At 53.8% G+C, this 24684-nt stretch carries 22 protein-coding genes and 4 pseudogenes; 11 read left to right on the plus strand and 15 right to left on the minus strand.

Going from position 1 to position 24684, the window contains the following annotated elements; genetic code table 11:
- Nucleotides 1–978 precede the first annotated feature (978 nt).
- Nucleotides 979–1167, plus strand: coding sequence for a hypothetical protein (locus AC2GXZ_RS30125; protein WP_483762946.1), 189 nt, complete (start codon nucleotides 979–981; stop codon nucleotides 1165–1167).
- A 601-nt stretch (nucleotides 1168–1768) separates the two neighbouring features.
- Here the strand turns inward: AC2GXZ_RS30125 and AC2GXZ_RS30130 are convergent.
- Together AC2GXZ_RS30130 and AC2GXZ_RS30135 are read right to left on the minus strand one after the other, a co-directional pair.
- Nucleotides 1769–2257, minus strand: a complete 489-nt coding sequence (locus AC2GXZ_RS30130; protein WP_483762947.1) for an acyltransferase family protein — start codon at nucleotides 2255–2257, stop codon at nucleotides 1769–1771.
- Nucleotides 2258–2542: 285 nt separating this feature from the next.
- Complete coding sequence (locus AC2GXZ_RS30135) at nucleotides 2543–3409, minus strand: hypothetical protein (protein ID WP_483762948.1); 867 nt, start codon at nucleotides 3407–3409, stop codon at nucleotides 2543–2545.
- A gap of 284 nt (nucleotides 3410–3693) precedes the next feature.
- Between AC2GXZ_RS30135 and AC2GXZ_RS30140 the strand changes: the two genes are divergently transcribed.
- Both AC2GXZ_RS30140 and AC2GXZ_RS30145 read left to right on the plus strand, forming a co-directional pair.
- Nucleotides 3694–3888 carry a DDE-type integrase/transposase/recombinase gene (locus AC2GXZ_RS30140; protein WP_483762949.1) on the plus strand — a complete coding sequence of 65 codons (195 nt, stop codon included), beginning with the start codon at nucleotides 3694–3696 and terminating at the stop codon, nucleotides 3886–3888.
- Nucleotides 3889–4032: 144 nt separating this feature from the next.
- Nucleotides 4033–4221, plus strand: coding sequence for an IS3 family transposase (locus AC2GXZ_RS30145; RefSeq protein ID WP_483762950.1), 189 nt, complete (start codon nucleotides 4033–4035; stop codon nucleotides 4219–4221).
- 271 nt (nucleotides 4222–4492) lie between these two features.
- On the opposite strand, the gene AC2GXZ_RS30150 is transcribed toward AC2GXZ_RS30145, so the two are convergent.
- A complete protein-coding gene (locus AC2GXZ_RS30150; RefSeq protein ID WP_483762951.1) occupies nucleotides 4493–5044 on the minus strand; it encodes a BA14K family protein in 552 nt (183 codons plus the stop codon).
- Between the two features lie 1183 nt (nucleotides 5045–6227).
- Between AC2GXZ_RS30150 and AC2GXZ_RS30155 the strand changes: the two genes are divergently transcribed.
- Complete coding sequence (locus AC2GXZ_RS30155; RefSeq protein ID WP_483762952.1) at nucleotides 6228–6422, plus strand: hypothetical protein; 195 nt, start codon at nucleotides 6228–6230, stop codon at nucleotides 6420–6422.
- A 1209-nt stretch (nucleotides 6423–7631) separates the two neighbouring features.
- On the opposite strand, the gene AC2GXZ_RS30160 is transcribed toward AC2GXZ_RS30155, so the two are convergent.
- From AC2GXZ_RS30160 to AC2GXZ_RS30170, 3 genes are all read right to left on the minus strand, one after another.
- Nucleotides 7632–8702: an acyltransferase family protein gene (locus AC2GXZ_RS30160; protein WP_483762953.1), complete on the minus strand. Its 1071-nt coding sequence runs from the start codon at nucleotides 8700–8702 to the stop codon at nucleotides 7632–7634.
- A gap of 496 nt (nucleotides 8703–9198) precedes the next feature.
- A complete protein-coding gene (locus AC2GXZ_RS30165; protein WP_483762954.1) occupies nucleotides 9199–9438 on the minus strand; it encodes a hypothetical protein in 240 nt (79 codons plus the stop codon).
- A 335-nt stretch (nucleotides 9439–9773) separates the two neighbouring features.
- Nucleotides 9774–11063 carry a TadE/TadG family type IV pilus assembly protein gene (locus tag AC2GXZ_RS30170; protein ID WP_483762955.1) on the minus strand — a complete coding sequence of 430 codons (1290 nt, stop codon included), beginning with the start codon at nucleotides 11061–11063 and terminating at the stop codon, nucleotides 9774–9776.
- 234 nt (nucleotides 11064–11297) lie between these two features.
- Here AC2GXZ_RS30170 and AC2GXZ_RS30175 point away from each other — a divergent pair, with 234 nt between their 5' ends.
- Complete coding sequence (locus AC2GXZ_RS30175) at nucleotides 11298–11429, plus strand: hypothetical protein (RefSeq protein ID WP_483762956.1); 132 nt, start codon at nucleotides 11298–11300, stop codon at nucleotides 11427–11429.
- Between the two features lie 172 nt (nucleotides 11430–11601).
- On the opposite strand, the gene AC2GXZ_RS30180 is transcribed toward AC2GXZ_RS30175, so the two are convergent.
- Complete coding sequence (locus AC2GXZ_RS30180; protein WP_483762957.1) at nucleotides 11602–12297, minus strand: Crp/Fnr family transcriptional regulator; 696 nt, start codon at nucleotides 12295–12297, stop codon at nucleotides 11602–11604.
- 196 nt (nucleotides 12298–12493) lie between these two features.
- Entirely contained in the window at nucleotides 12494–12670 is a 177-nt protein-coding gene (locus AC2GXZ_RS30185) for a hypothetical protein (protein WP_483762958.1), read from the minus strand.
- A gap of 143 nt (nucleotides 12671–12813) precedes the next feature.
- Here AC2GXZ_RS30185 and AC2GXZ_RS30190 point away from each other — a divergent pair, with 143 nt between their 5' ends.
- The 4 genes from AC2GXZ_RS30190 (at nucleotide 12814) to AC2GXZ_RS30205 (ending at nucleotide 15078) form a co-directional block, all read left to right on the plus strand.
- Entirely contained in the window at nucleotides 12814–13104 is a 291-nt protein-coding gene (locus AC2GXZ_RS30190; protein WP_483762959.1) for a hypothetical protein, read from the plus strand.
- 224 nt (nucleotides 13105–13328) lie between these two features.
- Complete coding sequence (locus AC2GXZ_RS30195; protein ID WP_483762960.1) at nucleotides 13329–13538, plus strand: hypothetical protein; 210 nt, start codon at nucleotides 13329–13331, stop codon at nucleotides 13536–13538.
- A gap of 51 nt (nucleotides 13539–13589) precedes the next feature.
- Entirely contained in the window at nucleotides 13590–13868 is a 279-nt protein-coding gene (locus AC2GXZ_RS30200) for an ArsR/SmtB family transcription factor (RefSeq protein WP_483762961.1), read from the plus strand.
- Between the two features lie 889 nt (nucleotides 13869–14757).
- Complete coding sequence (locus tag AC2GXZ_RS30205; protein ID WP_483762962.1) at nucleotides 14758–15078, plus strand: hypothetical protein; 321 nt, start codon at nucleotides 14758–14760, stop codon at nucleotides 15076–15078.
- 582 nt (nucleotides 15079–15660) lie between these two features.
- Here AC2GXZ_RS30205 and AC2GXZ_RS30210 read toward each other — a convergent pair.
- The 3 genes and pseudogenes from AC2GXZ_RS30210 to AC2GXZ_RS30220 form a co-directional block, all read right to left on the minus strand.
- Nucleotides 15661–16136 (minus strand): annotated as a pseudogene (locus AC2GXZ_RS30210) (cupin); the annotation flags it as partial.
- A 257-nt stretch (nucleotides 16137–16393) separates the two neighbouring features.
- Nucleotides 16394–16762: pseudogene (locus AC2GXZ_RS30215) on the minus strand (GFA family protein); the annotation flags it as partial.
- A gap of 107 nt (nucleotides 16763–16869) precedes the next feature.
- Complete coding sequence (locus AC2GXZ_RS30220) at nucleotides 16870–17115, minus strand: hypothetical protein (RefSeq protein ID WP_483762963.1); 246 nt, start codon at nucleotides 17113–17115, stop codon at nucleotides 16870–16872.
- Nucleotides 17116–17734: 619 nt separating this feature from the next.
- Between AC2GXZ_RS30220 and AC2GXZ_RS30225 the strand changes: the two are divergent.
- Nucleotides 17735–18284, plus strand: a pseudogene (locus AC2GXZ_RS30225) (ImuA family protein); the annotation flags it as partial.
- Nucleotides 18285–18400: 116 nt separating this feature from the next.
- Here AC2GXZ_RS30225 and AC2GXZ_RS30230 read toward each other — a convergent pair.
- From AC2GXZ_RS30230 to AC2GXZ_RS30245, 4 genes and pseudogenes are all read right to left on the minus strand, one after another.
- Nucleotides 18401–21115 (minus strand): EAL domain-containing protein, encoded by a 2715-nt coding sequence (locus AC2GXZ_RS30230; RefSeq protein WP_483762964.1) that lies wholly within the window; start codon nucleotides 21113–21115, stop codon nucleotides 18401–18403.
- 1162 nt (nucleotides 21116–22277) lie between these two features.
- Nucleotides 22278–22581 (minus strand): annotated as a pseudogene (locus AC2GXZ_RS30235) (pyruvate kinase); the annotation flags it as partial.
- 227 nt (nucleotides 22582–22808) lie between these two features.
- On the minus strand, nucleotides 22809–23012 hold the full coding sequence (locus AC2GXZ_RS30240; RefSeq protein WP_483762965.1) for a hypothetical protein: 204 nt from the start codon (nucleotides 23010–23012) through the stop codon (nucleotides 22809–22811).
- 64 nt (nucleotides 23013–23076) lie between these two features.
- Complete coding sequence (locus AC2GXZ_RS30245) at nucleotides 23077–23652, minus strand: ArsR/SmtB family transcription factor (RefSeq protein ID WP_483762966.1); 576 nt, start codon at nucleotides 23650–23652, stop codon at nucleotides 23077–23079.
- A gap of 676 nt (nucleotides 23653–24328) precedes the next feature.
- Here AC2GXZ_RS30245 and AC2GXZ_RS30250 point away from each other — a divergent pair.
- Nucleotides 24329–24547: a hypothetical protein gene (locus AC2GXZ_RS30250; protein WP_483762967.1), complete on the plus strand. Its 219-nt coding sequence runs from the start codon at nucleotides 24329–24331 to the stop codon at nucleotides 24545–24547.
- The last annotated feature ends 137 nt before the right edge of the window (nucleotides 24548–24684 follow it).

The raw sequence follows: 24684 nt of genomic DNA on the forward strand, positions 1-24684 counted from the left end.
CCGTCGGCCACATGGTCACGCTGTTCGAACCACAAGAATGCGCCAACTACTTCAAATCGTGCGGATATGACCCCGAGTAAAGCGGACGTGCTCTAGAACCGGCCGACATGGGCGACGGAGACGGTTCCAATCATTCAACTACGGTCGTTGCTTTAGGTTCCCGACAGGTAAATCGCGGCGGACGCTTTTACTTCGTAGGGTGGCCGGAATTCTTCGCTTCGCGAGCCAGCCATTCTCTTGTCGGCTGTTCTGGCGGTCGTTGTGCGGAAACCGATCGGCTTTTCCGGCGGTTCCGCAAAATCAAAAATCCGGCTGTCCCAATTGCGGCTACAAGCACGGCTGCGAGTGCGATCATCGGTAAATATGTCATCGTAGTCATTTAGCCCTCTTATCGAACGAACTCATTCCTTTCAACGGGCGCGAAGTGTTCGAGTTCCGTTGATGGAGGCGCTGGGTCGCGCGGCATCGCTTTCGTCATTCATCGCCGCGCCTCAATAACAATTTTTGCCGAGAGAAGGCAGGGGAAACAGGCCTCGCAGCCACCTGTTCCGCGGCGATCGCAACCAATGGCAAGGATACGCCGCAGCTCGACGAACTCGATTGCGCTCCGAACGTCTTCACCAACGCCTTGCGCTCATACACGCCGTGTTGGTCCATAATCGCGGTAATTTCGCAAATGCCTTTTCCCCCACCTATCCGAATGGTGGGTGGCAGGTGTTCTCATAGGGCTCAGTTACGTGCTGACCTTCAACACAGACCTGATGACGGCCAACAAGGCCGGAGCTTAAGACCTGATGCTGATGGTCTTCTCTCAAAAGACGTGGGCGGTTTGCGGCTCTTCGATTGGCTATACTGCTTATCAATGGCGCTTGGCGTCGCAGTCCGCATTTGCGGATGTCGGGGCCTTAGCTACGGCCTTCAGCATCTCCAACAGCTGCTCGCGGATCTCAGTCATTTCGCGAGCATCCTTGATTTGAGGTGATCGCCCGCCAGTTTAACTTCGCGCTGGTTGCCAAGTCTGATGGCATCGACCAGAGCCAGATATTCGTAGAGGTGCTGGTATATCAAGGCTGCTTGCGGCACGTTCTTGAACGGCCCGATCCAGAAAAAAAGCAAAGCGATACCGTGGCAGCAAAGCTGCAGAACGAACAGAATAGAAACGCATGAGCGCCCTCGAAGCGAATCAGAACGTCATTAAAAACAGAAGGATATAAGATGAGGAGTGAAGACAGCCGCAAGACAATTCCGCACTGCAAAATAACGAAATGCGTAATCGCGACATCGAGTCACATCTTTGCAACTGGTGACCAAGATTTCGTTATCCTCTGAAGGGAAAGCCGTCTACAGGCAAAGATCGTTCTATTGAGATTTGGCAAGTCCAACCGGCGCGGAAAATGGATGTCGGGTAAGACTCAAACATAATCCTGCTCTCCGACGCTGATTCTCGACATCGTGTTTCCCGGTTCTAGTGAAGATCAAATAGTAGATCCTCGACGCACCGAGGAATGTTGCGGCGGCGGATGTGACCTTCGAAATTCTACCCTGCAGCTTCGTCGAGAGCGAGAAATGAGCTTTGCCTCGTTTTGGCGGCGATTTCTTTCTGATTGACGCGCTTGAGTGCAATAGCATCGCCTTCGTCATGGCTAGTACGCACTCGGGACTGTTCGAGTATTTATTCAACATATATGCCGACAGCTTCCCCTCGGCCCAAGTGGCAGATTCGTGGCCAAGCGCCTTCGCTTAAATCGGCCTCTTCGATCGTAGGGATTTACCGGCGTCGCGTGTCGCCAGAAGATTGCGGTTTGGTCTGCCTTGCATTGATGGCGGATGATATCTGCGTGTCATCTCTGTGTTCCAACCTTAGGCCCGAGACGACGTAAAATTTCCAAAACTCCCAATAAGATAACTCTGGAAAGGGATTGATGTCGGACAAGGAAATCTGCGGAGGAACGATGAAAAAAATTCCAAAGAAAAATGGCAGTAGAAGCTGCTGCGTTCTGGCTTTGCGGATTTCCGTGACGGACTTTCGCTTGTAGTGATGTCGTACCAGCCCTGATATGAAAAACAGCAAGCTCATGCGCCAGGGATGGGAGCCGATGGCAATCAGATCAATTAACCGGCTACTTTCATCCGAATTAACGAGCCACGTCCCGGTTCCGTGGACCAGGCTCGTGTGATAAATGATGACGGTGCCGAAACAGAAGACGCGCAATGCATCGATGTCGTAACGTCGCCCAGTGAGACTAATATCGTTCATGATTTCGCGCCCCCGCCCGATGGGAACTACACAACCATAAGAATATTTACGCAGTCTTAAAATAAATATTGATGTTTAACCTAGTTTTAGACAGACATGAGACTGTTGTCGGCCTTGCCAGAAGGCAAAACGTGAACGGGATATTGTTCGGTCCAGTGTGCGTTATGATCTCAATACGGATTTGGAAGTGGCAGCTATGAGATGTTTTCGAGGAAGACTTACGAGGGTTGTGAGTTTGTCAGAAGCACGATCATGACATCGCCGGCCGAGTGCGAGGTCCGCATTCTAATTCGCTCGGTCGACTACATCCTTTGGAGCCAGAAAGCCAAGTGCCTTTCTTCCAAAATACCGCGAGACTGCCCCTCTGAGCATTTCGGCATCTTCGGTCGAAATCGGTTTGGGCTTGAATGTCACGGCTGTCATGTCTCGCCCGGAAAAATAGCCGTAAAACATAAGGGCAGACAGATAGCTGCCGTAGATCGAAGGATGATTGCAATCGTCGTAGAGTGTGAAGGGTAGGGGCCGACTTTGAAGCTCTTCCCAGAGTATGCCGACGTTGACGAGGTCCACGCCGGTAAGTTCGGCGAGCCGGATATGTTGCCGCTGGATATTAACATGCATATCCGCGTAGCCAGCAGGCGTAATTCCGGTCGCTGACGAAGGCATTCCGGCATTTCCCGTGCATTTGTCTGTGTAGCGCCACGTCACAAACATGGCAGGTAAAGATCCATCGCTTTGGACCTCGTTGATTAATTCCCGGGCGTCGTTCCAGACTTGAGCGGACTGTTGCGCACTGTACTGGTCGCTACTCAACACCTGCAAAATAACGTGATCCCACTTCTTGGAGATCAAAGCCTGAGTCTGAGGGCTTTTGATGTGATCTGCCAAGCTGACGCCAGGCTCAGCATCCATAACGATGTGCAATTTGCGGGAGTAGCCTGCAGAATCAGCAATCGAACGGACCATGAAGGGCATTCCGTGATAAAAAGTCCGACTATTGCCGACAAACAGCACGTCCTGTTCCGGCCTGCTGTCAAAGTAGTCCTTTACGGAGTTTTCGACGTCGTGCAGCCACGAGCTAAACGGCGGCAAGAAGAACAATGAGCCAGCCAAAATCGCAGTCAGGGCGCTCACTCGATTGAGTTGAAACAATATGCAGCCTCATAAACGCATGTTAGCGACCAGCGATTTAACGATGAAAGTGTAAAGGATGGGTTGCGCAAGCGCTGTTCAAGTCGCTTAACGTAAACCTGCGACGCATTGATTTTCTCGCTATTTTCGGGAAACGGTGTGCGTACTTTTTTCAGGATCCCGATCTATCGAGTTTGTTTCCTTGCGGAACTGCTCGAATTACAAGCGAAATATGTCGACAACTTTTTGCGGGCCCACTTGGTAGATTGTGGTCAGGCGCCTTTGGTTTGATGAGGCCATCTTGGATGGGGAGGGCTTTTAGCGACGTTGCATACCGCGACTTTCATGCAAAGACACCGAACGAGAAATGGCTCACGGACATTACCAAATTCCAGATCCCAGCCGGCAAAGTTTATCTATCGCCCATCATAGATTGCTTCGATGGCATGGTGATCAGCTGGTCGATTGGAACACAACCCGATGCTGGACGCCGCCATTGAGACCGTCACCGCCGGCGAAGGCGGGACAATAGTCCATTCCAATCGAGGAGCCCATTATAGCTGGCCCGGCTGGCTCACTCGGATTAGCGATGCGAAACTGCTACGTTCCATGTCGCGCAACGGCCGTCCACAAGATAACGCCGCGTGCAAGGGCTTTTTCGGCCGTTCGAAAACAAAACCTTCTATCCTCAGGACTGGAAGACCAACACAATCGAGCAGTTTGTGCGCGAGGTCGATGCCTACATCCGATGGTACAATGAGAAGCGTATCAAATTATCACTGGGGTCACTCAGCCCGATCGAATATCGAAGAAGTCTCGGCCTTAACGTCTAAATCAGTCCAACTTTTTACCCGCACCCCCCTATCGGGGTGCACCGGTTCAGCTCTCAGTGGAAATCAACACTCATTCCCCCGAACGGCATCATAGCACTTATCTGCCGTTGGGACAGAGAGAAAGCGATGGCGGATTTGAATCGTGCAGGATGGCCATCCCGATCTACCGGGGTTGATTTAGACAAGCGTACCTGTCGGGGCATTCGGCTGAAACTCGGACAATCCGAAAAGGCGGCACCATGCCGCCCTTTCGCTAAACCCGCTTTCCTAGTCAATTATAAGGCGACACGCACTGGGCTCGGACGCCAGCACTTGGCACATAGGTGTTATCGTAGGCGCGATAGGTGCGATAGCGGTTGGCGCACCACTGTGCATGACTACCGGAGCTTTGGTAGACACGTCGCGGCGGGCTGGCTACCGCCCCACCGATAATCGCACCAGCCCCGAAGGCTGCGAGAGGATACCAGAAACCGTCCGAGTGACGCCTGTAACCCGGGCGATAATCCCGATAGCCTCGGTGACCACCATAATACCAGGAGCGGCGATCCCGCCACTCCCGGCGGTCCCTGTAATCTCCACGATCCCGCCAATCGCGGCGTTCGCCTCGCGGGCGCCATTCCCGTCGCTCATCGAATTGCACAGTTTGCACCGTCGAAATCTGGGGGAAGTTCGAGTTCGGCAGAGGCATCGCGACCGCGGACGCCAAAGATGTCAGTGCAAGAATCGTAGAGATGGAAAGCGCTGATATTGTTTTTGTGATAGTGCGCATTGGTGTCTCCTCAATTAGTTGTGAGTGAACGATCCTGGCCAGCCCCGGTTCCATCGCTCTCCCCTTGTGCCGCCACCATCAATATCGCTGCGACGGCTCGGACGGATGGCATCGATTTTTATCTGAGGCGACCGGAACTGAGGATAGTCGAGGAAAGGGGCCAGCGCGCGAGCGGCTGGCCCCAGCAAGTATCTATCGCCCGGCCGTCATACGAAGCAGGCGGCAGAGATCGACAAGGCCTTGGTCATACGCTCCTGCGCTCACCGATGCACATCGCTTCAGCATCTGGGCACGTTCAGCAGGCGACATCTGCTGTAGTGCTTGAACCTGCGCTTGCGACAGGGCCGATCCTGGTCTGGTTCCCGGTCGCGTACCGGACGTGCTGCCAGTCGTTGGGTTTGTCCCTATTCCCACACCAGTGCCGCCAACGCCAATATCCACATCAGCTCCAAGCCTCGTCTCGCCGCCGATGGAAGCGTCCACACCCGCATTCAGACCACGAGTGCCTCCAACCGATGCGGAAACCCCGGCATTAACGCCACGGCTGCCGCCAACGGATGCGCCAACCCCAGCGTTGACGCCGTTGCTTCCACCCACCGACGCACCGACACCTGCACCGAGGCCAGAACCCCGGCTGGACCCGACGCTGGCGCCTGCGGTAGCGCCCTGACTACCTCCCACCGACGCTCCGACGCTTGCACCAGAGCCTGACCGACTGCTCGATCCAACACCCGCGCCAGCATTGACTCCGCCGCTTCCGCCGACAGAAGCCCCCGCGCTTGCACCAGAGCCGGAACGGCTACTTGAGCCGAGACCTGCCCCGGCATTCACACCTCCGCGTCCTCCGACAGATGCCCCGACGCCGAGGCCGCCTCCGCCTGCACTGACGCCAGCGCCAACCCCGCGCGATCCTCCAATCGAGGCACCGACGTCACGGGCCTGAACGACTGTTTCTAATGGCATTGATATTGCTGCACCCGCTGCAAGAACGGCAATCAACTTATGCATGGCTTCCTCCGAATCTGGCCTGCATAACAAACCACCCAGAGGGCAGTTTTGTTCTGTCATCGCTAATACAGATTACGCTAAGGTAAAGGCCCACTTAACGGCGAAGTGAAAGGACACACCTCCCGTCAACCGGCCGCCAAATCGAGAGTAGCTAAGTATTTTGCTAGGCGGACGGAACCTCGCGACCGAATGAGCATTTTTCGCGCGAAAGAGGCAGTGGAGATGCTTCATGAAAACCGACGCACAATACACGTTCGAAGATTTCAGGGACACCTACGGACTTAGCCAACCCGAAGCTGAGCGGATTTTTCGTATAACCGGACCCGCGAAAGCAAAAATTGACGCCTTCATGAGAGTTCGAGGTGCCAAGCACCGTGCCGAGGAGTGGTTCATGAACGTCAATCCTCCGCCTGAACGTTTGTAAGCCAGCCGTAGGTAGGTAGGACAACGCTGGGATGGGGCTGTGGCCCCCGCGCGTTTTCAGCAATCATTTCACACCTGCGTCGAATGGCGTAGGGACACTTCCCGCCGAGAGTGAGATCACAAAACTTTACAACCAAAGCTCTCGCATGGACAAACGGCCGCTCTTATTGATTGCCATACTGATTATTCTTGCGTGGTCGTTGGGCCTCGCCAGTCTTGGCTATAGTTTTCATCTTCATCTATAGACACTGAGCACTCCCCCCTGTGGTTAACCTTACCGGCTAACCGCGTCACCAAGAACTTGTTGCAGCGATGGCAACGGAAGGAAATGTTCGCCGGAAAGTTGGGGAGTATCATGACGACACGCGTGCACACATTTCGACAAGCCAAAACAACCTACCGGCAGCGTGCAAAAGCGCGCGTTAAAAATGTACCGGCAAGCAAACGGCCGGAGAAACCGGAGATTGTCTCCGTGTGCGCGGATGATGACCTCGATCTCGTTGACGCCAAGCCATCAAAGATAACCGATCTTGGGCGGTTTTTCCGTGAGCGATGGGGTGGACGCTCCCACTCAACGGCACCTTCGTGCCAGAATGGTCGTGTTGGGACCATCACAGGAGAGAGCGTCCACCCCATCGCTCACGTTTTTCCCCGGAACGACATTCAGGATTAATGGTTTTAGGGGGGCGGTTGGCGACGGCTCTAGTCACGCCTCGACGTCAACTGCGCTGAGCCTAGCGGACTGCAGTCCGCTAGGCTCAGCTATTCTAGACGCAGTGCGGGCTGGCCGGTAAGCGATGAAAGAGACGATTGACCTTCTACGCTCAATCTGGGTAGTGCAGCCCGCACACTATCTGAATATCACGGACATATTGTTCGATACCTTCGAAGGTTGCGTCCTGAATAACTTGGGGTCGTGTCCACTCCGGGTCGTCCTCTGCACGCCTATGCCCAATCTCGGCTAGCCGAAGCTCGATTAGGCCGGCCCTAAGACCGTCTCGGATTCGTCCCACTTGCTGCTGCCTGTCGATGCAGGCGGTTTTGCTCGACCAGAAATACTCTGCTGCCCGCCCGCAAACAGCGAAGGGGAGAGAGGCTGCAAGAAGCAAGAGTAAAGTTAATTGAAGGCTCAGGTTCCGCACAGCTTCAATCCTTTAGACGAATTTTTGAGGCTACGCCTTTGGCGTAATTCCACTTAGGAATATGCAGGCTAGGCCGAAGATCGGCTTGCAGTTTTTCCGAAAAAACGAGCGGTAATGCCTAACCGAACAGGCCCGTCCACCCATTTCAAGGCAAGCGATGCGCCGATGATCACACATGGGACGACGAGCGCGTTTAGGATCGAAAAATTCTTGCTCTCTAGAACAGTCTGATATGTCGCATTTACCCAGACGAATATCGGATAATGAAGGGCGTAAATCGGATAGGATAGTTCACCAAGTTTTAGAGCAATGCGGCGTGCAGACGGTCCAAGCCGCATCCGTGAACCTGTCAAAACGAGCAGCGGCGCGAAGATAAGGGACCAACCCCAACCCAGTCCGTGTGGGACATTTTCCGGCCACCAGAAAATGAGGAAAGTGAGAGACAGCAAAGCCCAGAACAACAAGTGGCAACGTTCATTTTCCAGAACGGCGAAGTGCTGTTGAAAGTAGAATACCAATGTGCCGGCATAGAACGCAGCGAAAACCCGAGGAAATCCCGTCCAGAAGGTTCCAAGGGTATCGCCTCCCATGCCGTAAACCGCTGTCAGCGTGTAACCACCGACAGCAAATATCGTGGCGACTGCTATATTCCTACTTGATGGAACCAGCGCCCAGAACAGATTTATGAACAGTTCCAGAAAAAGAGTATATTGCGGCCCGTTCAGTGGAAAGACTTGTGGACCTCCGATTGGAAAGTTAAGCGACAACATCGGAAGGCAAAGAATGCCGAGAACGGTTGCGAAAAGAAGTTCTCGCGGTTGAATCTGAAAATCGTCCAGCCAATAGATCCGTGCGACAAGATAGGCACCGCTGATGAGTGTAGCGACGAACATGAGAGGCATGAGCCGTATAAGCCGGAGGACAAAAAACCTCCATGGCGACATACCGGTATCTAGTTTGCGCGCATAGGCGAACGCCAAAACGTATCCGCTGAGTGAAAAGAAGAAATCGACAGCTAGGCCAGCATTTGCGGCAAACATCGGCCTATGTTGCCATTGACCTAAATGGAATAGCACAACAAATATAGCTGCCAATCCGCGCATGCCGTCAAGTGCTACAAAATGGTTGTTCTGAGACAATAGCTATCCTCGATATAGAGGAGGACGTCTTACACAGAGTTAACTACCCGGAAGCAAGGTTAACCTTTAAACGGCATTTTAATCAAACTTTATTTTCTAAATTGTATAGCTCCTGCCTGTGCTCTTCTTTCACACGCTGCACCAACGGCGTATTGCAGGACCTTGCGGTCAGCAGGTCGTTTCATGACGATCGAAGCTGTCACAGCATCCGCAAATCGCGTGGCAAGTGTGACGAATAGGGCTGACGGGTGAGCTCTTGCGCTTTCACCCACAGAGTTCGCATCAGGCCTCTAGGCAAATTAAAGGGTCGAAGTCGATAGGTCTATTGTGCAGTGCGGAACATTTTCCGCATTAGCGAATTTCTTTGGTAGCCGATGATAATCCTCCAGTCATCTGCCTCTACCCACGGTACCCAGCTCATCCTCCCCTGCTGGTACCTCCACCCTTGTTTTCTGCTATTGACGATCTCAGAGGTCTGTTGTCGCGTCTTTGGAAGCTACGGGACTACTTCCTTCGAGACCGTTTTCGGTTCGGCGGGCAATCCAAGCCACCGGGCATCCTGGCGCTGGTAGAGAAGGTTCATGTAACGTAGCCGCAGTTCACCGATGGTGATTTCGGATTTGATCCATTGCTCGACTGAAGCCAAGAAGTCGTCATCGTCTTCAACCTTCAGGCCTAGTCTCAGCGACTTGCTGCGCGCCGCCTCGAACACGGCCCGTCGAGTTTCTATCGTCATGCGGAACTCCTCTGCGGCGGCTAAGCTAGGGTCCATCTTCCTGACGATCAATCAGTTTGATGCGTATCAACATGCTCATGCACAGCTCTGTTAGCGTTCCGTGATGAGCGAGCCATCAAACGACTTTTTGAAATCTCAGGTGCTGATATACGAGGCTATGATCGCGGAGATCCGCAGGAAGTCTCCGCAGGTCCAAAATATGGGATCCGCGCCCACTCCTGAAATCATGCGTGATCGGCGCCGTATCGCAGGCCTCGAATCGTCCATCCGAACCATACAGGATTTTCTCACAAACGGCTTCTAAGCTTGGTCAGCCAAGCGGCTCTGTCAATCTGTTAGCTCGTAAGACGAGGGGTCGATACAATTTTCAAGAAGAGCGTGTTCATAGCCTGTGAGATGCCCTGCGAAGGGCTGACCTCAAAGAAATAACCCGGCGTTGCACATTCCTCCATTTTCGTCGAAATCTGGCTCTGAAAGGGCTTGATCCAGCTGTTATACCAACTGTTAGTCGGCAGAGGAAGGTAGGTGGTATACAGGACCGCTACCTTGTATCCTTTTTGTTTTAGGGCGGTGCAGGCCTTCACATCTATAGGTTCTTGGCAGCGGCTTCCCGTCAGCATTTTCGTACAACCGGTGGGCTTTTTGCTGTCGCCCACGCCGTCCGAGACGAAGAACAGGATCTTCTCCGGGCTTGCAGCGCTCAAGCCGGTCCCTGGGACACCCATTTTGTCACCAATGTTCTTGAACGATAGGTCGAAATCGGTTTGCTGGTCATTATCGTAACCCTGATATGGGATGGACATCAGATCAATCAATGACGCCTTGCCCTTGGCAGCAGCGAGGTCGTCGGTCAGGGAACTCACTTCCAAGAGCTTCGTGTCTTCCGCCTTCTGTCCAAAAGTATAGACCGCCATACGGAACTGGTTCGGGCTCGTTCGAGTCGAGATCGCGGTATCCATGAGGGCTGAGGTGGCTTGAGCAACAACATTGATGCGGATCGTAACTCCCAGTCTCTTGGCCAGATTATAGTAGCTGCCCGTGTCCTCCTTGCCGTTATTGACGATATGGCATGCGAACGCACACTTGTCCGAAGTGTTGGCAACCATCTTGTTGATATCTGCGGTTGTAGCTCCCACCCCCATTGATGGTGTATTGTCCAGAAGCAGAAAGAAATCCCTGAAAGTCTGAGTCTGAAACAAGGCTGACGCTTGACCAGATATCGTCATTTCCTGCTTGCCTAGAATCCGCATCAACGTGGTCGGCACTATTGCAGAGTAGTTGAAAACCGCCGTCAACTCGTTGTCATTTCGCAGGACTTTTGCGGAGCTTGACTGTAGCTGAAAGCCCGCCGCAGCAACCTGTGATTTGAATATCTTTTCTGCATCGTCGATTCCGATTTGAACAGTTCCATTGCTCGTCATCATCATCGCCTTTACGGTGCCGGGAGACTTCTCGGCAATCGCACCAACGGCCGCTGCGTCCGCCGCAGCCTGCAGGGTCACCTTAGCTGTCATCGCATTGGTTATATCAATTGCGAGACCTGCTGCGCCTATCAATGGAACCATCAACAACGCGCTGATGATGCCGAAATTCCCAGATCGGTCTCTAATAAAGGTTTTCAGCATAATCGCCCCCAAAATTTCGATCAATAAGGGGGCAGCGGAGTGACAAATTCGATAACGCCCAAGTCAGCGCTACGAGAGAGTGTCCTATTATCAATATGACGGTAAACGGTTTGTTTCATAGACATCGGAATAACATTCGATGCCAGTTTATCTTATCCGCCACCTAGGTTGCTGGAACGTTCCAAACGACAGAATGTTAGATACCCGCCGCATCAAGCGGAGGAGGAAATACCAATGCCTGACACGAAAAAGCCCGATCAGGGGAGAGATCCGAAGTCTGCACCGGGCAAGGATCATCCCGACAACAAAACGGGCCAGCAGAGCAAGCCATCCGACGCCAGCAAAGGCCAACAGGATCGCCGATAAATGATGAACCCGGCTGGGCAACGTCCGGCCGGGCCGACTTCAGGTCCACCATCGGAAACTACTGCAGGCTCGATGCCTGTTTTTCACGGGGCTGATCCGCAAAGGCAATCGCCTACGGCCGGTGTCCGAAAGGTTGCATGCGATGCGCATAGGATCAATTAGCTCGCAGGCGTCAGTCTAGCCCGCAATACGCGAACAGCTCCGACGTTTTGAGTTCGAGCTTCCACGGAGACATTCGCTTCACCAACCCTCTCTCCTCCAAAGTTTTGATCGCCCGCGTTACGGTCTCAGAGGATGTGCCGATATGCTCCGCGATATCATGCCTTGAAAGAGGAACCGTCAGGACCTGGTTTCCGCAATCGAAATGTTGCGGGTGGCCGCAACAGTCGAGGAGGAAAACAGCCAGCCGCCTCGTTACGTCCAGCGCCCCCAGGACGATAAGCCGACGCTGAGCGAGGCGAATGTCGTGGCTGGCCTTGACCAAGAGCTTTTGTTGAATGCGAGGGCGGCGGGGCAGGTATCGTTCAAGCTCTCTGACAGAGAATCTATATACTATACAATCAGTTACAGCTTCTGCCGAGTTGAAAAAATGGCCCTTAAGAGGCACCCCAAAGAAATCACCCGGCCAAATTAACGGGACGCTTTGCCGGACACCGTTTCTGATCGTATGCCTTGCCTGTACAATCCCTTGATCAAGGTAATAGAGATGTGTCGCCAGTTCACCTTGCATGAAGATCGGCGCGGCACCTGCCTTTACCTTGAGCGCCTCGCCGAGATTCAAAAGCTCGGCCCTTTCAGTTGGTGATAAATTGACATTCGAGCCATCATCGTCACTCGTTTGCCATGGGTGTTGCGCCCGAAGAGCCATACTTGGCTGCTCGGTTCGTGCTGCACGGGATTTCATTTTGGCCTAACAGTCTAGGTGGCGGCAAAAAGTCAGGGAAACTGACTTTTGTCAGTGCGTCGCACTTCTATCATTGCCAGTTATGGCCCCCTTCATCGCCGGTTTGTTTGATTAGGAACAAGCAGATGAGATTTATCGAATGCCGTCATCATGCAGGGGGTCATGCGTGGAGGATTTCGTTGCGCGCAAAAATATCGAGCGCTTTCAGAAACTGTTGGAGGAAAGGAACTGGACCAAACCCGAGCGGCAAACCCTCCTCGATCTCATTAGAAGGGAAGAGGAGAAACTGTTCAGAAAGCATCGTGATCGTCCCGAGTAGCACGCCGGAAAATCTCACGCGGATGCCCTATGGCTAGCTCGGCGATTGCTTTCCGGCACGATATAGCCATTAAAATAAAGTCACTGTGCCGATGCGATCGAAAGAGCCGACACTGGATGGAGTGCCGTCGCATGTGAGGTGCGTGGGGTCGGTGATGAGATATGGATGATCGCTGGCGGGCAAAATACGAGTGGCGCCTGACGCAGGGTGGGCGCCCTCGCGACGATTGGTCAGCCTACGACGGAAAACTGTTCATCGGTCGTATCTGGCGTGACATCTCTCATAACGGTGAGCCGGGGCAATTCCGGTGGCAAGGCGCTCGGCATCTCCCGCGGCTGTTGACTGACAGTGGTTGCGAAAGCTCCCATCGCAAAGCTGCCAAAGCCGTTGAAGATTACTACAACGGAAATGACAGCGCGAAACTTACACTCTTCGGCAGAATCGGCGGTTGAAGTCTGGGGAGTACGTACTCGTAACAGAATGATTCGAAGCGCACGGCTTCAATTTCCGACATATGATCCTATTATCACGATTGTCGTCGTGGATCGGCCCCTCCGTTCATCAGCAACATGTCTGCGAGCCCGGTCTGCGGCGACACCTTATGGACGAGAAAGTGAGAGCTATTTGCTTCGACAAAGTCGCCTCTGGCGCTCACGCAAATTAATGGGAGCAGTCGATGGATTGGAGAAATCCGGCTTTCCTCATGCCGGAAAGATTGGTCTTATTGAACTTCGACAGCGACGAAAATAACATCGTGATCGGTTATGTCGGCGTCGGCGGAGTGTGCGAATGGCCGGACAACAAGAAGGGCCAGAGGCCGACTGGGTGGAAATCCATGTTTGATGCTCAGACTGGACGTACGCAACTTCCCATGCAAGAGGGGTGAGAATACCTGTCCGCATTAGCGCCAGAAGATGCGGTCGATCCTGCGTTTGATGTGGTTGCAGCGGCAAAGCTCCTGTCAATGATGGGGAACGCAACGCGGCTCAAACTCCTTATCGCCTTATCTGAAAGAGAATGGTCGGTGAATGAGGTAAGCGACCATTTTGGCCTGCCAAGGGTGCTCGTCTCCCACTATCTTGGCCAACTGAGAAAAGCGGCAGTCGTGCAGACGAGGCGGCGCAAACAGACGATTTACTATGCGTGCGGCGATGAGAAAGTTTTGAGAATCCTCGACGCCTTAGAGAAGTGGCACGCCGGTAATCACGAGCAGTGAATTGTCAGATATCTCAGAGCGTCCGAAAATGCCTTTACCGATATCGGTCTGATTATTAGAAGTATGTGGTCAATGCCGGTTTGTTCCCAAAGCCGACCGGTGAGGCAAGTGGGGAAGGTCCGTTAGCCCGACTTTCGGGCCTTCCTCCCAGATCTGAATTGTGTCCGAGACGTGTAATCTGATTGGTGGCGTTCAATGCCTGGAACTCATACAACCCGATACAGCATGAGCAAAAACAGTCATGACGATTTTTGGACCGTTTACGACATTTTCACCGGCGGCCCTGCTGAGTTTCATGGCACTTTCTTGACCCATTGTCGTTTCGATGACGCTTTGACGCTTCTCGGGCTTTTGAACACCCACGACATCGCCCGGCGAAACCGCCACGACGGATGACAGCTCATGCTCGCGTCCGCCGGAACGCGCCCGGCTGAGAATGAAAAGCTTATCGCTGACCGTACCGGTTCTGCTATAGGACGAATAAGAAAAAGCCCGCCCAGAAGAGTGCCGACAGTTCGGCAGCGATCATGAATCCAACCATAGTGTCACTCATCGAATTTCCCCCTTGCGACCTCCATCGCTGGCTAACAATAATCCCGCGCAACAAGATCGGCCAGCCCTTCTTTCGGAGTTGGGCTTGCCGAATGAAGAGACCGCGCAGGTAACCGATCAAGCCATACGCGATATGGAGCCGTCAGACTTTGACATCGCTCAGACTTCAACGCCCGGCGTTGACGTCGTGTCATCAACAAAAACCGGGAAACGGCACTCACCGCGGCGGCGGGAACTATTGGTCACATTGACATCGACTATTCGTCTGAGCTGAAAGTGAACGGCCAATAGTTGTCGGCAATGCGCCGTGACGTTTTGGCGGACCCGAGGACCAGATTTGCCTATTGTTGAAAAAGAGTTCTGCCGAAAAGGCCTTTCGCACGGCAACCACGTCAGTTGGCTTCTCACCTTTAATTCCACCACCGGCGAACTTGCCGTTAAAGAGCATAGAGCATCTGCCAGCGGCTCTGTCCGATTTAAAGTTGAGATGAAGCTCGGACGCCGCGGCAACACGGCAAACCCCTACCATTCGACGATCGGTAAACATGTCGTTTTCCACGTCGAGACCGTGCCTGGCCTCTTGTTGCACAGCGACGGTGTCAAATGCGAATGGGAAGATGTCAGTACCGGAGCAACACTCCCCAATAGTGCCGTTTAAATCTTCCCCAGCGGCCCGTCATCGCCGATACTCCTTCCGATGGTCGGTAGGGGAATGTTGGTGATCAAGCTGAGGGAGACGATTATGATCCTGGACCTGCATCAGCAGGGCCTGACGGTGTCGGCCATTTCCAGAGAAACGAGGCCTCGAGGCGCCGGCTTATCGACCGAGAAAGCCTCTCGCGACGGTTATCGATCCGTTTGTTTCATACCTGCGGGAGCGGGTGAAGACCTGTCCCGGCCTCACAGGCAGTCGGTTGCTTCGAGAACTCCGGGATCGGGGGTATACCGGCGGTTATAGCGCCGTGACGGATTTTCTCCGCGATGTGCGGCCTCCGGCCAACCACGGTTTCGAAGTTCGTTTCGAGACGCCGCCTGGCGAACAGGAGATCAGCGCGTTCAGGTCTACCCCGGCCCAATCGACCGAGGACAGCAGATCCTGAGAATGTGGGAGGCCGAATGCATTCGTGTACTCGGCGTTCGAACGATGTGACATCCTGTTTGCGTGCGGCGATCTTGGCAATGGTCGAAAGGCTAGGGAAGCTGACGAAGGCGGTCGCTTGATCACGCGCGTAGTCGGTTTACGCCACAGTCCCGTGAGAGCTCCGGAGGTCCCTGGACAGGATCAGTGTCGGGCAGGGGCAGGCCTTCGATCCTGGCCAACATTTGCTCGGTCGCGGCCGAGGTCTGGATATCGGCGTGCTGTCCACGCGGATAGGCGCCCACAACCTGAAAATCTGCGGAAGATCCGAGGTTTTGGTGGCCTGTTCCTGCGGGCAGGATAAGGCAGGAACCTGCATTCACGTTAAACTGGCGGCCGCCAGGGCCGCCGATGAGCAAGGTTGCGGTGCCGGCAGCGACACCCAGCACTTCGTGGGCACCCGAATGGGAATGCTGGTAAGTGAAGACGCCGTTCGTCCAGATGCCCGCCCATCCATTTCTTGCAAACAAACTTTCGAAGCCAGCATCAGGCAACAGAGCGTTATAGATCAGGACTGGAAGCTACTGGTTGTTGGGAACCCAATCGCTAGTGTGGAAGGTTACCGCTTCGACGTCCATGGACTGCATCCCTAGTTCGCCGGTTCATCACTTTCGTCATTCAAAGACGGAAGGAAGGTCTCGACATCTCGCCGCTCCCGGTCGGACAATGAGGCAATTTTTGCCTTCCAGAGTGCGTCGGCTTCAGGCGGATCCCCGCCCCAGTCGCGCGAGGATCCAAGATTGTCGTCAATCACCGCGATACGGCGCCCACCAAGGCGCCTGTATTCATCGGCGAGTTCTTTTGATGCGTTTCCCATTTGATTTTCTCCCTTTGTTCGGTCCTCGTCGAATTGTTCAGCTCCCGGCAGTGCGGGCAGCCATGGCTCACGGCGCTTGATCCAAAGCTCGTAGGTGGGCACGAGACCGCTTGGTGCATCCTGTAGGCTTCCGAGCTTGATTTCGGCTTCCTCGGCATCATAGGCAAACAGCCGAGAGCCGCAGGATCGGCAGTATTTGCGCCCGGCGTATTGATCGGTCTCACCGGACGTCTCAAATGCGGAAGCGGGCCAGATGCCGAAATAGGTGAATGCCGAACCGCTTTCCTGCCGGCAGTCAGTGCAATGGCAGATTCCAACACGTATTGGCCTGCCTTCGACACTGTATGTCACCCTGCCGCAAAGGGATCCGCCTAGTCGTTTGACCATCACTGCGCTCATTAGAATTGCCTCGGATGCTGATAACCATCTCCTTTTAGGTGTTGGTTTCGTGGCCGGCAGCGAAAAGGGCAAACAATGATTGCCGGCGTAAAACCTCAAGGTTCCTCGTCGATTTTCCGCTGGAGCTCGACGTCGGTCATCGCATTTTGCTGATTAAGCAGATATCGTTCGACATCTCCTCCGCAAGCGTCCTTGATCTGGGCAACTGTAAAACCTTCAGCCTCGCCGCTTTCGACCAGGATTTTTGCCTGATCGCGAAACTCTGCCTTGTTCTCATGAAACCCCGGTGAGTTGATGATCTCTTGGATGCGATCATCCAACCAGTCGTTGACTTCGGCCATCCCAATACTCCTTACATCGAATGGGATCTGGCGCGGATGAGCGTCATGACAAGCGGGCAGACGCTTATATCCGCTGGTAGACCGACCCTTTACTCGTGATCGGGTGGAAGCACTGGCGATTGGATACCGGGAAAGCACGTTTGACATTGATCGCCATCTGCGCTGATCGGACGATCGCACCCCATAGCAGCCATCCGCCGCAACCGGGCAAAAGTCATCCCCGCGCCATGCTTGCGGACAAGGACCTCCCGCTCGAGCGCGTCTAATCGTCCACATGTCCGGCACTCGACCTCAATCATTGGCTCCTTTACCTGCCTCAGCGTCGTGGCCAGATCGAAAACCGGGAAGTGATTACGTTTCAAATGTGTGCCCTGCCAGATTCGGGGAGTGGACGTGGTCCTCTCAAATTTTCTTTTTGGCTGCCATGTGGCCGACCGCCGGCCGTAGCCAACTGATTCAAAATCGGAATATACAGAATCTCTAAAATCGTGAGACTCTATTCCTATTTTTCACCCGCTTGACACTTTCCAGCTAACTGAACAGATACAGAACATCAAGTGTTCTGGCGGCACGAAGCCGCTCTCTCCAACCACCGCGACCCGGAAGGATTCCGCGAACGATGTCGGCTGTCCGCACTAAAGTCCTCGCAGATCTGCGTGACCGCATCTCTTCGATAGAAGGAGAGGGCACGAAGAAGGCTGGCTGTCTTCCATTCGGCGTCGCGGAACTCGACGGAATTCTTCCTGGCGGTGGACTGGTCCTCGGCGCTCTGCACGAGTTTGCGGGCGGCGGCTCGGGAACGGTGGATGGAGCCGCGGCTGCTTTATTTGCCGCGGGAGTTGCAGCCAGGACCAAGGGACCAGTGGTCTGGTGCTTGACCCGCCCGGATCTTTTTTTCCTGCGCTGGCTCAGGCTGGGCTGCATCCAAAGAGAGTAATCTTCGTCGAGAGCGACAAGGAGGAGGACGTTGCCGCCAACATGGAGGAGGCGCTGTCCTATGGGGGGCTGGGTGCCGTCGTCGGGGAGCTGGTGCGGCTACCGATGGTCGTCACTATAGACGGCTTCAGCTTGTGGCCGAACGAACCGGGACTATCGCTTCGGCAGTCCGGCGATGGCGGCGGGAAACGGAGGCAAACGACTTCGGGCAAGCGAGCGTTCGAAGCCGTCGAGGCTTTGGTCGATTTCAATACTCCCAAATTCCGCTTCGGCAGTGCTTAGCGGCGGACCACGAAAGCTTCTACATTCACGATGCTCAAATACGGCGCTGATTTAGACGTCGCTGTCGTTATTCTCCCAACCCGCCTCTGACTAGAGTAACGCTTGGTTGGGTATCCTCCATGGGAACGAGTATTTGGCCAAAGCACACCACTGCTAACCGGTTACCGGTCTTTTTTGCGAGGTACATGTACTCATCTGCGCGGTCGACGTACGAGCACGACGTATCATCGGCATGGAGAAACGTCACGCCAACCGCCGCTCCAGTAGAGGTTACTTGACCTCGTATTGGGATAGGTTTGAATACACGCTCCATGCTTCCCAAGAGATTTGACTGAAAGCTGCTAGACAGCCGACTATCGATATCGAGAATTACAGCGAATTCGTCACCACCGATTCTTGCTATGAAATCGGTCGCTCGAAAATTCTCACGCAAGCGGCTTGCAACCGTTCTAAGGATTTCATCTCCGGCGGAGTGACCAAAGGTGTCATTGACAGATTTAAACCCGTTGAGGTCGATATAGGCCAAAGCAAGCTTTCGGTCATTTTGCATGTTGCGTCCGATAGCCTCGGACAGAAACTCGTCGAATGCGGCCCTGTTTGGTAGTCCCGAGAGCCAGTCAATCCGGGCCGACGCCTTCAATGCACTTTCGATTTCACGTTGCTGTCTGACTCGCGCAGACACGTCCAAAATGACCTCGACATCAAATGAGACGCCGTCAATAATAGTTCTTTGCGCAGAGATGAGAGTGGGGATGACCGTGCCGTCCGCGTAGGCGATGTCGACGTCTTCTAGCTGGTAAGAACCCTCGTCTGCCAGCAGCCGATGACGGCGATCGCGTGCTGGATTGTCGATGGCTGCACCACTGCTGGTCAACTTCTGTCCCCTTATATCCTCCCACTTGCGTCCAGTCAGCCGCAGATAAGCATCGTTGACCTTGACGTAGCTGGAAGTCCTTGAATCGCTGGTGGTGATCGCCATTGCGATCGGCGCGAACTCAAACATCCTCATCAGCATCGCAACAAGATGCTCCGCAGGGAGGTTGTGCTCTTTCACCGTCTCATCGTTAAAATGTTGGATTGTGTCCGACGAACGACTGTCATCAATATCCGGCGTTTCAGATTCAGAAGGAGTGGCCGACAGTTTCGATTCTCGTTCGACAATGTCAAGGATGGACTGATAACGAGTAAGCTTAGTGCTCAGCTCTTCCTGAATGGAAATCTCGGTGATAACGCCGAACCAATCTGAGACGGCGCCCGACGGATCGAAATGCGGCTTGGCGCGGCTTAGCATCCAGCGCCAAGTTTTGTCCATCAACCTCATCCGAAACATGGTCTCGAAAGGTTTCTTGCGGGGAAGCCAGGCAAGCCACTCTTGTCTAACGCGAGCACGATCATCGGGGTGCATGCGTGCGTGCCAATCTTCGATACGGTCAGGTATGGCCTGCTTCGAGCCATCGGGTGTCGGGCCCATGAAATTGATGACACCATCTGCGTCGGTCGACCATGGAATATTTGGACTGAGTTCGATAGACCAGCGCGCATTCTCCTCGGCCTTGTTCAAAGCAGTCTCTATAGATTTACGGTCAGTGATGTCGATGGCCGTCACGGATACGCCGATAGCAACTCCGTCATCGTCGTCCACCCGCTGATTGATCACATAGTATGAGCCGCTTCCGTTTGGGGGCCGGTAGTCCTGGACGATTACGGTCTCCCCGTTGAGGACACGTTTCAAATCTCTCGTTACGTGCCTAGCCTCTCTGCCGGGCATGAAATCGTGGACAGTGCGGCCGACCATGTCTGCCGGACTGAGTTTGAACATGTCGGCGAAGCGATTGTTGACGCTGATATGGTTCAGCGCTGTGTCCAGAAAGCACAGCCCGATCGGCGCCGCTTTATACAAGGCCTCTAACTGATGCACCCTCTGGAACATGGAAATCGACGAGGAATGCGCGGGTATTGTTTTCCGACCGCTGGCATTTAAAAGCTTTTCAGTCTGCTCGCCATCAAGAGGCTTGCCGAATAGATAACCTTGTCCGAGGTCACATCCCAAACGTCTGAGTATTGAAGCCTGCTCTTCCGTCTCAACGCCTTCAGCAACGACCGTCATGCTTAGGCTTTGGCCCAGGCCGATTACCGACGCCACGATTTTGCGGCTCCCAGCGTCATTCTGCATGGAACGCACAAAACTCATGTCGATTTTGAGCTTGTCGAAAGGAAAGTAGTGCAAGCTGGTCAGGCTTGCGAAACCAGTGCCAAAATCATCTAAAGCAAGCCCCATTCCGGACGACTTGATAGCCCAGATGTTTGACCGCACCACTTCCTCATTCTCTAGAAGAGCACTCTCGGTAATCTCGATATGAATCCTGTTCAGAGGAAAACCGCTTGCCTCCACCGTCTTGGTCAGCGACGCGGAAAGCGTCGGATCACGGAACTGCTTTGGCGATATGTTGATAGCAAGGACGAAGCTTCCAAGCCATATGGCTGCTTGACGACATGCATTGAAAACAATTCTCGCTGTCAGAGCATTGATCAGGTCATCTCGCTCCGCGATCGGGATAAATGTCGATGGCGCGACTGCAGATCCAGTTGCGTCCGTCCAGCGGGCTAGAACTTCAAATCCGACAATCGCCCCACTTTTCAAGTCCACTAGAGGCTGAAATGCTGGCCATACTTCGTTATTCTCGATGGCTCTTCTCAGGGCGCATGCCATTTCGTCGCCTGGCGGCGATGAAGAGATCAAGTTCCGAGCAGATCTATCAACTTTTCTTCGGTGGCTGATCATGGCGTCCCCTTATTTTGGGGGGATCTTGCCAGCGCCAAATTAAAATCGAATTAGCTTTACAAGCATGACCGAAATTTCGAACAAGGCCTCTCGATGTGAAATCAGTTGGTCGTCATGATCTTCGTGACAATCCGCGCAAGCGAGTGCCCTCTTTCCTTTCACAGGGTCATCACACGTGAATATATCTCTTCAGTTGCAAGCCACGCCGGAAGATCAACAACTTCCGTGATGGGGTGCAGTTAAGCGCGTGCTTGGGGATAGTTCTGGACGCAGGGGCCTTCAGCTTTGCGCCGCCTCACTCCAGTGGGGAACGCGAGATGCTTTCATCAGTTCGAAGTCTAAACGGGAGCTGATTTGATGGACCGGCGAGATGAAGTAGGTGATGAATACGGCTCGTCGAACGAGGCGACAGAATATGACGGTCAGGGCAAAAGGCACCGGAAACCGAGCTTTGTTCGCTCCGCGTGGTGTCGGCGTGATCGCACTCAGAGCGATGCTTTTTCTGGCGTGGGTATACACGACGTCCCCGACCACTAGCCTTACTCCGTGAACTCCACCCCGCGTCCTACAACAGTTAGTTCTGGTCATTGTGACGGTATTGCGCTGAGCTCGACTGCAGCCGTGGACGCTATTGCGATAACAGTCGGTTTTTGTAGCAACTTCGAGGACGTATGCTTGAGCCTGAACCGGGTCGCGCTCAGCCGTCCTCTTCAAGCGTTCGCTCTTCTTCTCATAAACAAAAATTCGGGAGGGGTGATCCAGGAATTGCATTCGATAGATCTCTGCGCCCCTGGGACTTTAGATCCGACATTCACAATAAGAATTACGTTCGCGGTGTAAGACGCTAGAGACTGACAAAGGGGCCAAGTCGTGTCGGAAACATCAGAGCATTGTGCCAGGGCTAATCTGGTTGTCAGGTCGGAAACACTGCGAACCAGGATTGCCGAGAAATATGCAGGTGACGCAAAATTACTCGCCGCTACCGAAGAGGTTCGCGCAGCGATCAACGACTATTTCGAAACGATAGGCTGCCGAACGAGTTGCCGAGCGCATCGATTGACGACGACCATCAACGATCATCACCTGATGACGCCGCTCTGCATGGTCATGTCCGCTATGACAAAATTTGAAGATGCGGCGGACGCGATAGAATATAGCCAGTCTACCAAGTCCGTATTGGACGAAGCGAAGGCGTTTTCTAAATGATGCCCATCCATGCGTCCCAGCAATCTATCAAGCAAGCTCACGGCATCATTAACTGCCGGACCCTTGTTGAGCATAACGCATTCTGCGCGTGCCGCCATGGCAGCATCAGTCATCTCGCCGCGAGACGGGATACCGGTTTTGACGAGATCTTGAAAAACCTTTGTTGCCCATATAGCGGGAACAGCGGCCGCTTCGCACAGCCAAAGAAGTTCTTCCTGCATCTCGGCCACCCTCTCAAAACCGATCTCTGCTGCAAAGTCCCGATGAGATCGTGGCCATGCGGGGTCTGCAACGATCCAAAGGCGACATTTCCCGCGTAACTCATCTGGAGAACCTTCGCCGACGATACTCGGTGCCGTACTTCAAGTGTTTCAATGATCAGGCTGACATCGTCTATCGCGCGCACCATTAGATATCTGATCCCGGCGGAATGGGACCGATGCCTTTCAGTGCTTGCTCCGCCATGCTGCCTTTACGTGAGCAAGGACTACACGAGCCGAAGATCGGCTTGCTTCGGCTTCGCGGCGGAAACGGCGACGACCGCGATGAGGAGCGGCCATGCTATCGCCAGCAGCAGGCCCGATAGCCTGGCCACAGACCATGACAACTGCTTTCGTCGACCCTCAAGGAAGGTGGAGGCGACGGCCGCAGTAGCAACGATCAGATAGAACACGAAGAGAAGCGTCAGCATCTACCAATACGAAAAATTTCGGCTGGCTTTATTAGATCGAAATCAGCGAGATTGTCGAGTGTGATTAATGACGAATGTCGAGGGTAGCATTGCTCAGGGTGAATACCTCAGTTGAAGCGCAGCGATAATAGATCGTCTGGCTGCTTCTCCGGTTTTCGACAAGCTTCGCTTTGCGAAGCTGCGCGAGGTAGTGGGAGACGAGCGAGTTCGTCATCGCGGTTGCTTCGCTGATCGCACCAACGCACATCTCGTTTTCGCATAATAGACGAATGATACGGTAGCGCCCTTCATTCCCCAGCAGGAAAAAAAGCTTGGAGGCCTCATCGAAGTCGAACGTGTATGAAAACTCAGGGAAACGCACCATCCGGTTCGTTCGCAGGTCGGAAAGAAAGCAGTCCGCCGAAGCGGACTGAATTAAGTGCCATTCTGTGAAGTAGGTGTCGCTCTCACGACAAGCGCCAAATGTGCGCCGATTAAAACTCTCGCGGGCAAATGTGACAGATTTGTGGGGTACCGAAGCTCTCTGAAGAACGGCGCTCTGAACGACTATCCGAACTGTCTGAAATCGATACGCATTCACCGAGAGTTGCAGGTGTTCGACCGAAGGTGGCACACTATGGCTGTGTCGGGAGTAAGTCATGCGTATCCATGGGGTCAGAGTTCTTTTTACGATCCCGCTTATGGCGGTCGTTTTGTTTGGAATAGCCGAATCCCTCGAACGCTCGCCCGCAGTGGACACCGTCCGCACCGGGTCGATAAGATAATGCTCTGAGAAGCCCGTGTTCTGGGTACGGCAAGGTGGCTGCTGAACGTTCTGACTATCCTCAACGGAGGCATTCTTGCGAGAAATTCAGCCGATTGTGTTCGGCGTGATTGCGCTCTTCTTGATGACTCTCGGGTTTCTCGTTTTCGAGGGCGCCTTCTTTCCATGGGCACTGATGCCTCCAGCATTGTGGATCGCGATCGTCGTAATTCGAACCCCTAGAGCGTCGTCAATTCGTCAAACATCAGCGGTCCCATCGGCCGCTTGGGCCTGGCCGATACAAGACCTGACTGCCGCGCGTTAGGAGTTGGTTAGCCACACCGTCGGAATCTGTATTCACTAGCGGAGATCACCATGGCGTACGATTGGGAAGACGAGACCTTGCGGCAAGTACGGCGTAACGGTTGGCGATATCTGCGACCGCGGCGGTTTTAACATTGTGTTGTGTCACGTGGGCATATGCAGGATCGGCATCAGAAAGCGAACATCTCCAGCCGATGCCTTTGACAGAGTTGCGCGGTAAGCTGCATCCGTCATCGGGAGAGAAGGTCGCATGATCGGTCCACGTTATCAGAAACGTCAGGAAATTGATCGCTCCTGGTCTATCACCGACACCACCGTGGACGACAGCCGACGCGAACACTTGATCATGATGGGGCTGACAAGGAAGCAGGCTCGCATGATCCTGAGTACGCTCAACAGACCCATGATGGGGAAGGATGGCGTTGATGACCGTCAGTTGTGTGGTCGCGTGCAGGCAGGCTACGGTTGACCGCCCCGTCAAATTCGATAACATAAGAGCAGTCTCAAATTTGCTCCTTCAGTCACCCGCCTCGGCGGGTTTCTTTTTGTGTTACGAATGGGAAGCGAGGAGCTGGTCGTCTTGGACTTCACAGCAAGCGCAGGTTT

Source organism: Aliirhizobium sp. YIM B11859 (assembly GCF_057163345.1).

Excerpts from the sequence above, each read along its gene's own strand:
- AC2GXZ_RS30130 (WP_483762947.1), bottom strand. The coding sequence starts at position 2,257 with ATGAACGATATTAGTCTCACTGGGCGACGTTACGACATCGATGCATTG.
- AC2GXZ_RS30140 (WP_483762949.1), top strand. The coding sequence starts at position 3,694 with ATGGGGAGGGCTTTTAGCGACGTTGCATACCGCGACTTTCATGCAAAG.
- AC2GXZ_RS30150 (WP_483762951.1), bottom strand. The coding sequence starts at position 5,044 with ATGGAACCGGGGCTGGCCAGGATCGTTCACTCACAACTAATTGAGGAG.
- AC2GXZ_RS30155 (WP_483762952.1), top strand. The coding sequence starts at position 6,228 with ATGAAAACCGACGCACAATACACGTTCGAAGATTTCAGGGACACCTAC.
- AC2GXZ_RS30165 (WP_483762954.1), bottom strand. The coding sequence starts at position 9,438 with ATGACGATAGAAACTCGACGGGCCGTGTTCGAGGCGGCGCGCAGCAAG.
- AC2GXZ_RS30170 (WP_483762955.1), bottom strand. The coding sequence starts at position 11,063 with ATGCTGAAAACCTTTATTAGAGACCGATCTGGGAATTTCGGCATCATC.
- AC2GXZ_RS30175 (WP_483762956.1), top strand. The coding sequence starts at position 11,298 with ATGCCTGACACGAAAAAGCCCGATCAGGGGAGAGATCCGAAGTCTGCA.
- AC2GXZ_RS30180 (WP_483762957.1), bottom strand. The coding sequence starts at position 12,297 with ATGGCTCTTCGGGCGCAACACCCATGGCAAACGAGTGACGATGATGGC.
- AC2GXZ_RS30190 (WP_483762959.1), top strand. The coding sequence starts at position 12,814 with ATGGATGATCGCTGGCGGGCAAAATACGAGTGGCGCCTGACGCAGGGT.
- AC2GXZ_RS30195 (WP_483762960.1), top strand. The coding sequence starts at position 13,329 with ATGGATTGGAGAAATCCGGCTTTCCTCATGCCGGAAAGATTGGTCTTA.
- AC2GXZ_RS30220 (WP_483762963.1), bottom strand. The coding sequence starts at position 17,115 with ATGGCCGAAGTCAACGACTGGTTGGATGATCGCATCCAAGAGATCATC.
- AC2GXZ_RS30230 (WP_483762964.1), bottom strand. The coding sequence starts at position 21,115 with ATGATCAGCCACCGAAGAAAAGTTGATAGATCTGCTCGGAACTTGATC.
- AC2GXZ_RS30240 (WP_483762965.1), bottom strand. The coding sequence starts at position 23,012 with ATGCTGACGCTTCTCTTCGTGTTCTATCTGATCGTTGCTACTGCGGCC.
- AC2GXZ_RS30245 (WP_483762966.1), bottom strand. The coding sequence starts at position 23,652 with ATGACTTACTCCCGACACAGCCATAGTGTGCCACCTTCGGTCGAACAC.
- AC2GXZ_RS30250 (WP_483762967.1), top strand. The coding sequence starts at position 24,329 with ATGATCGGTCCACGTTATCAGAAACGTCAGGAAATTGATCGCTCCTGG.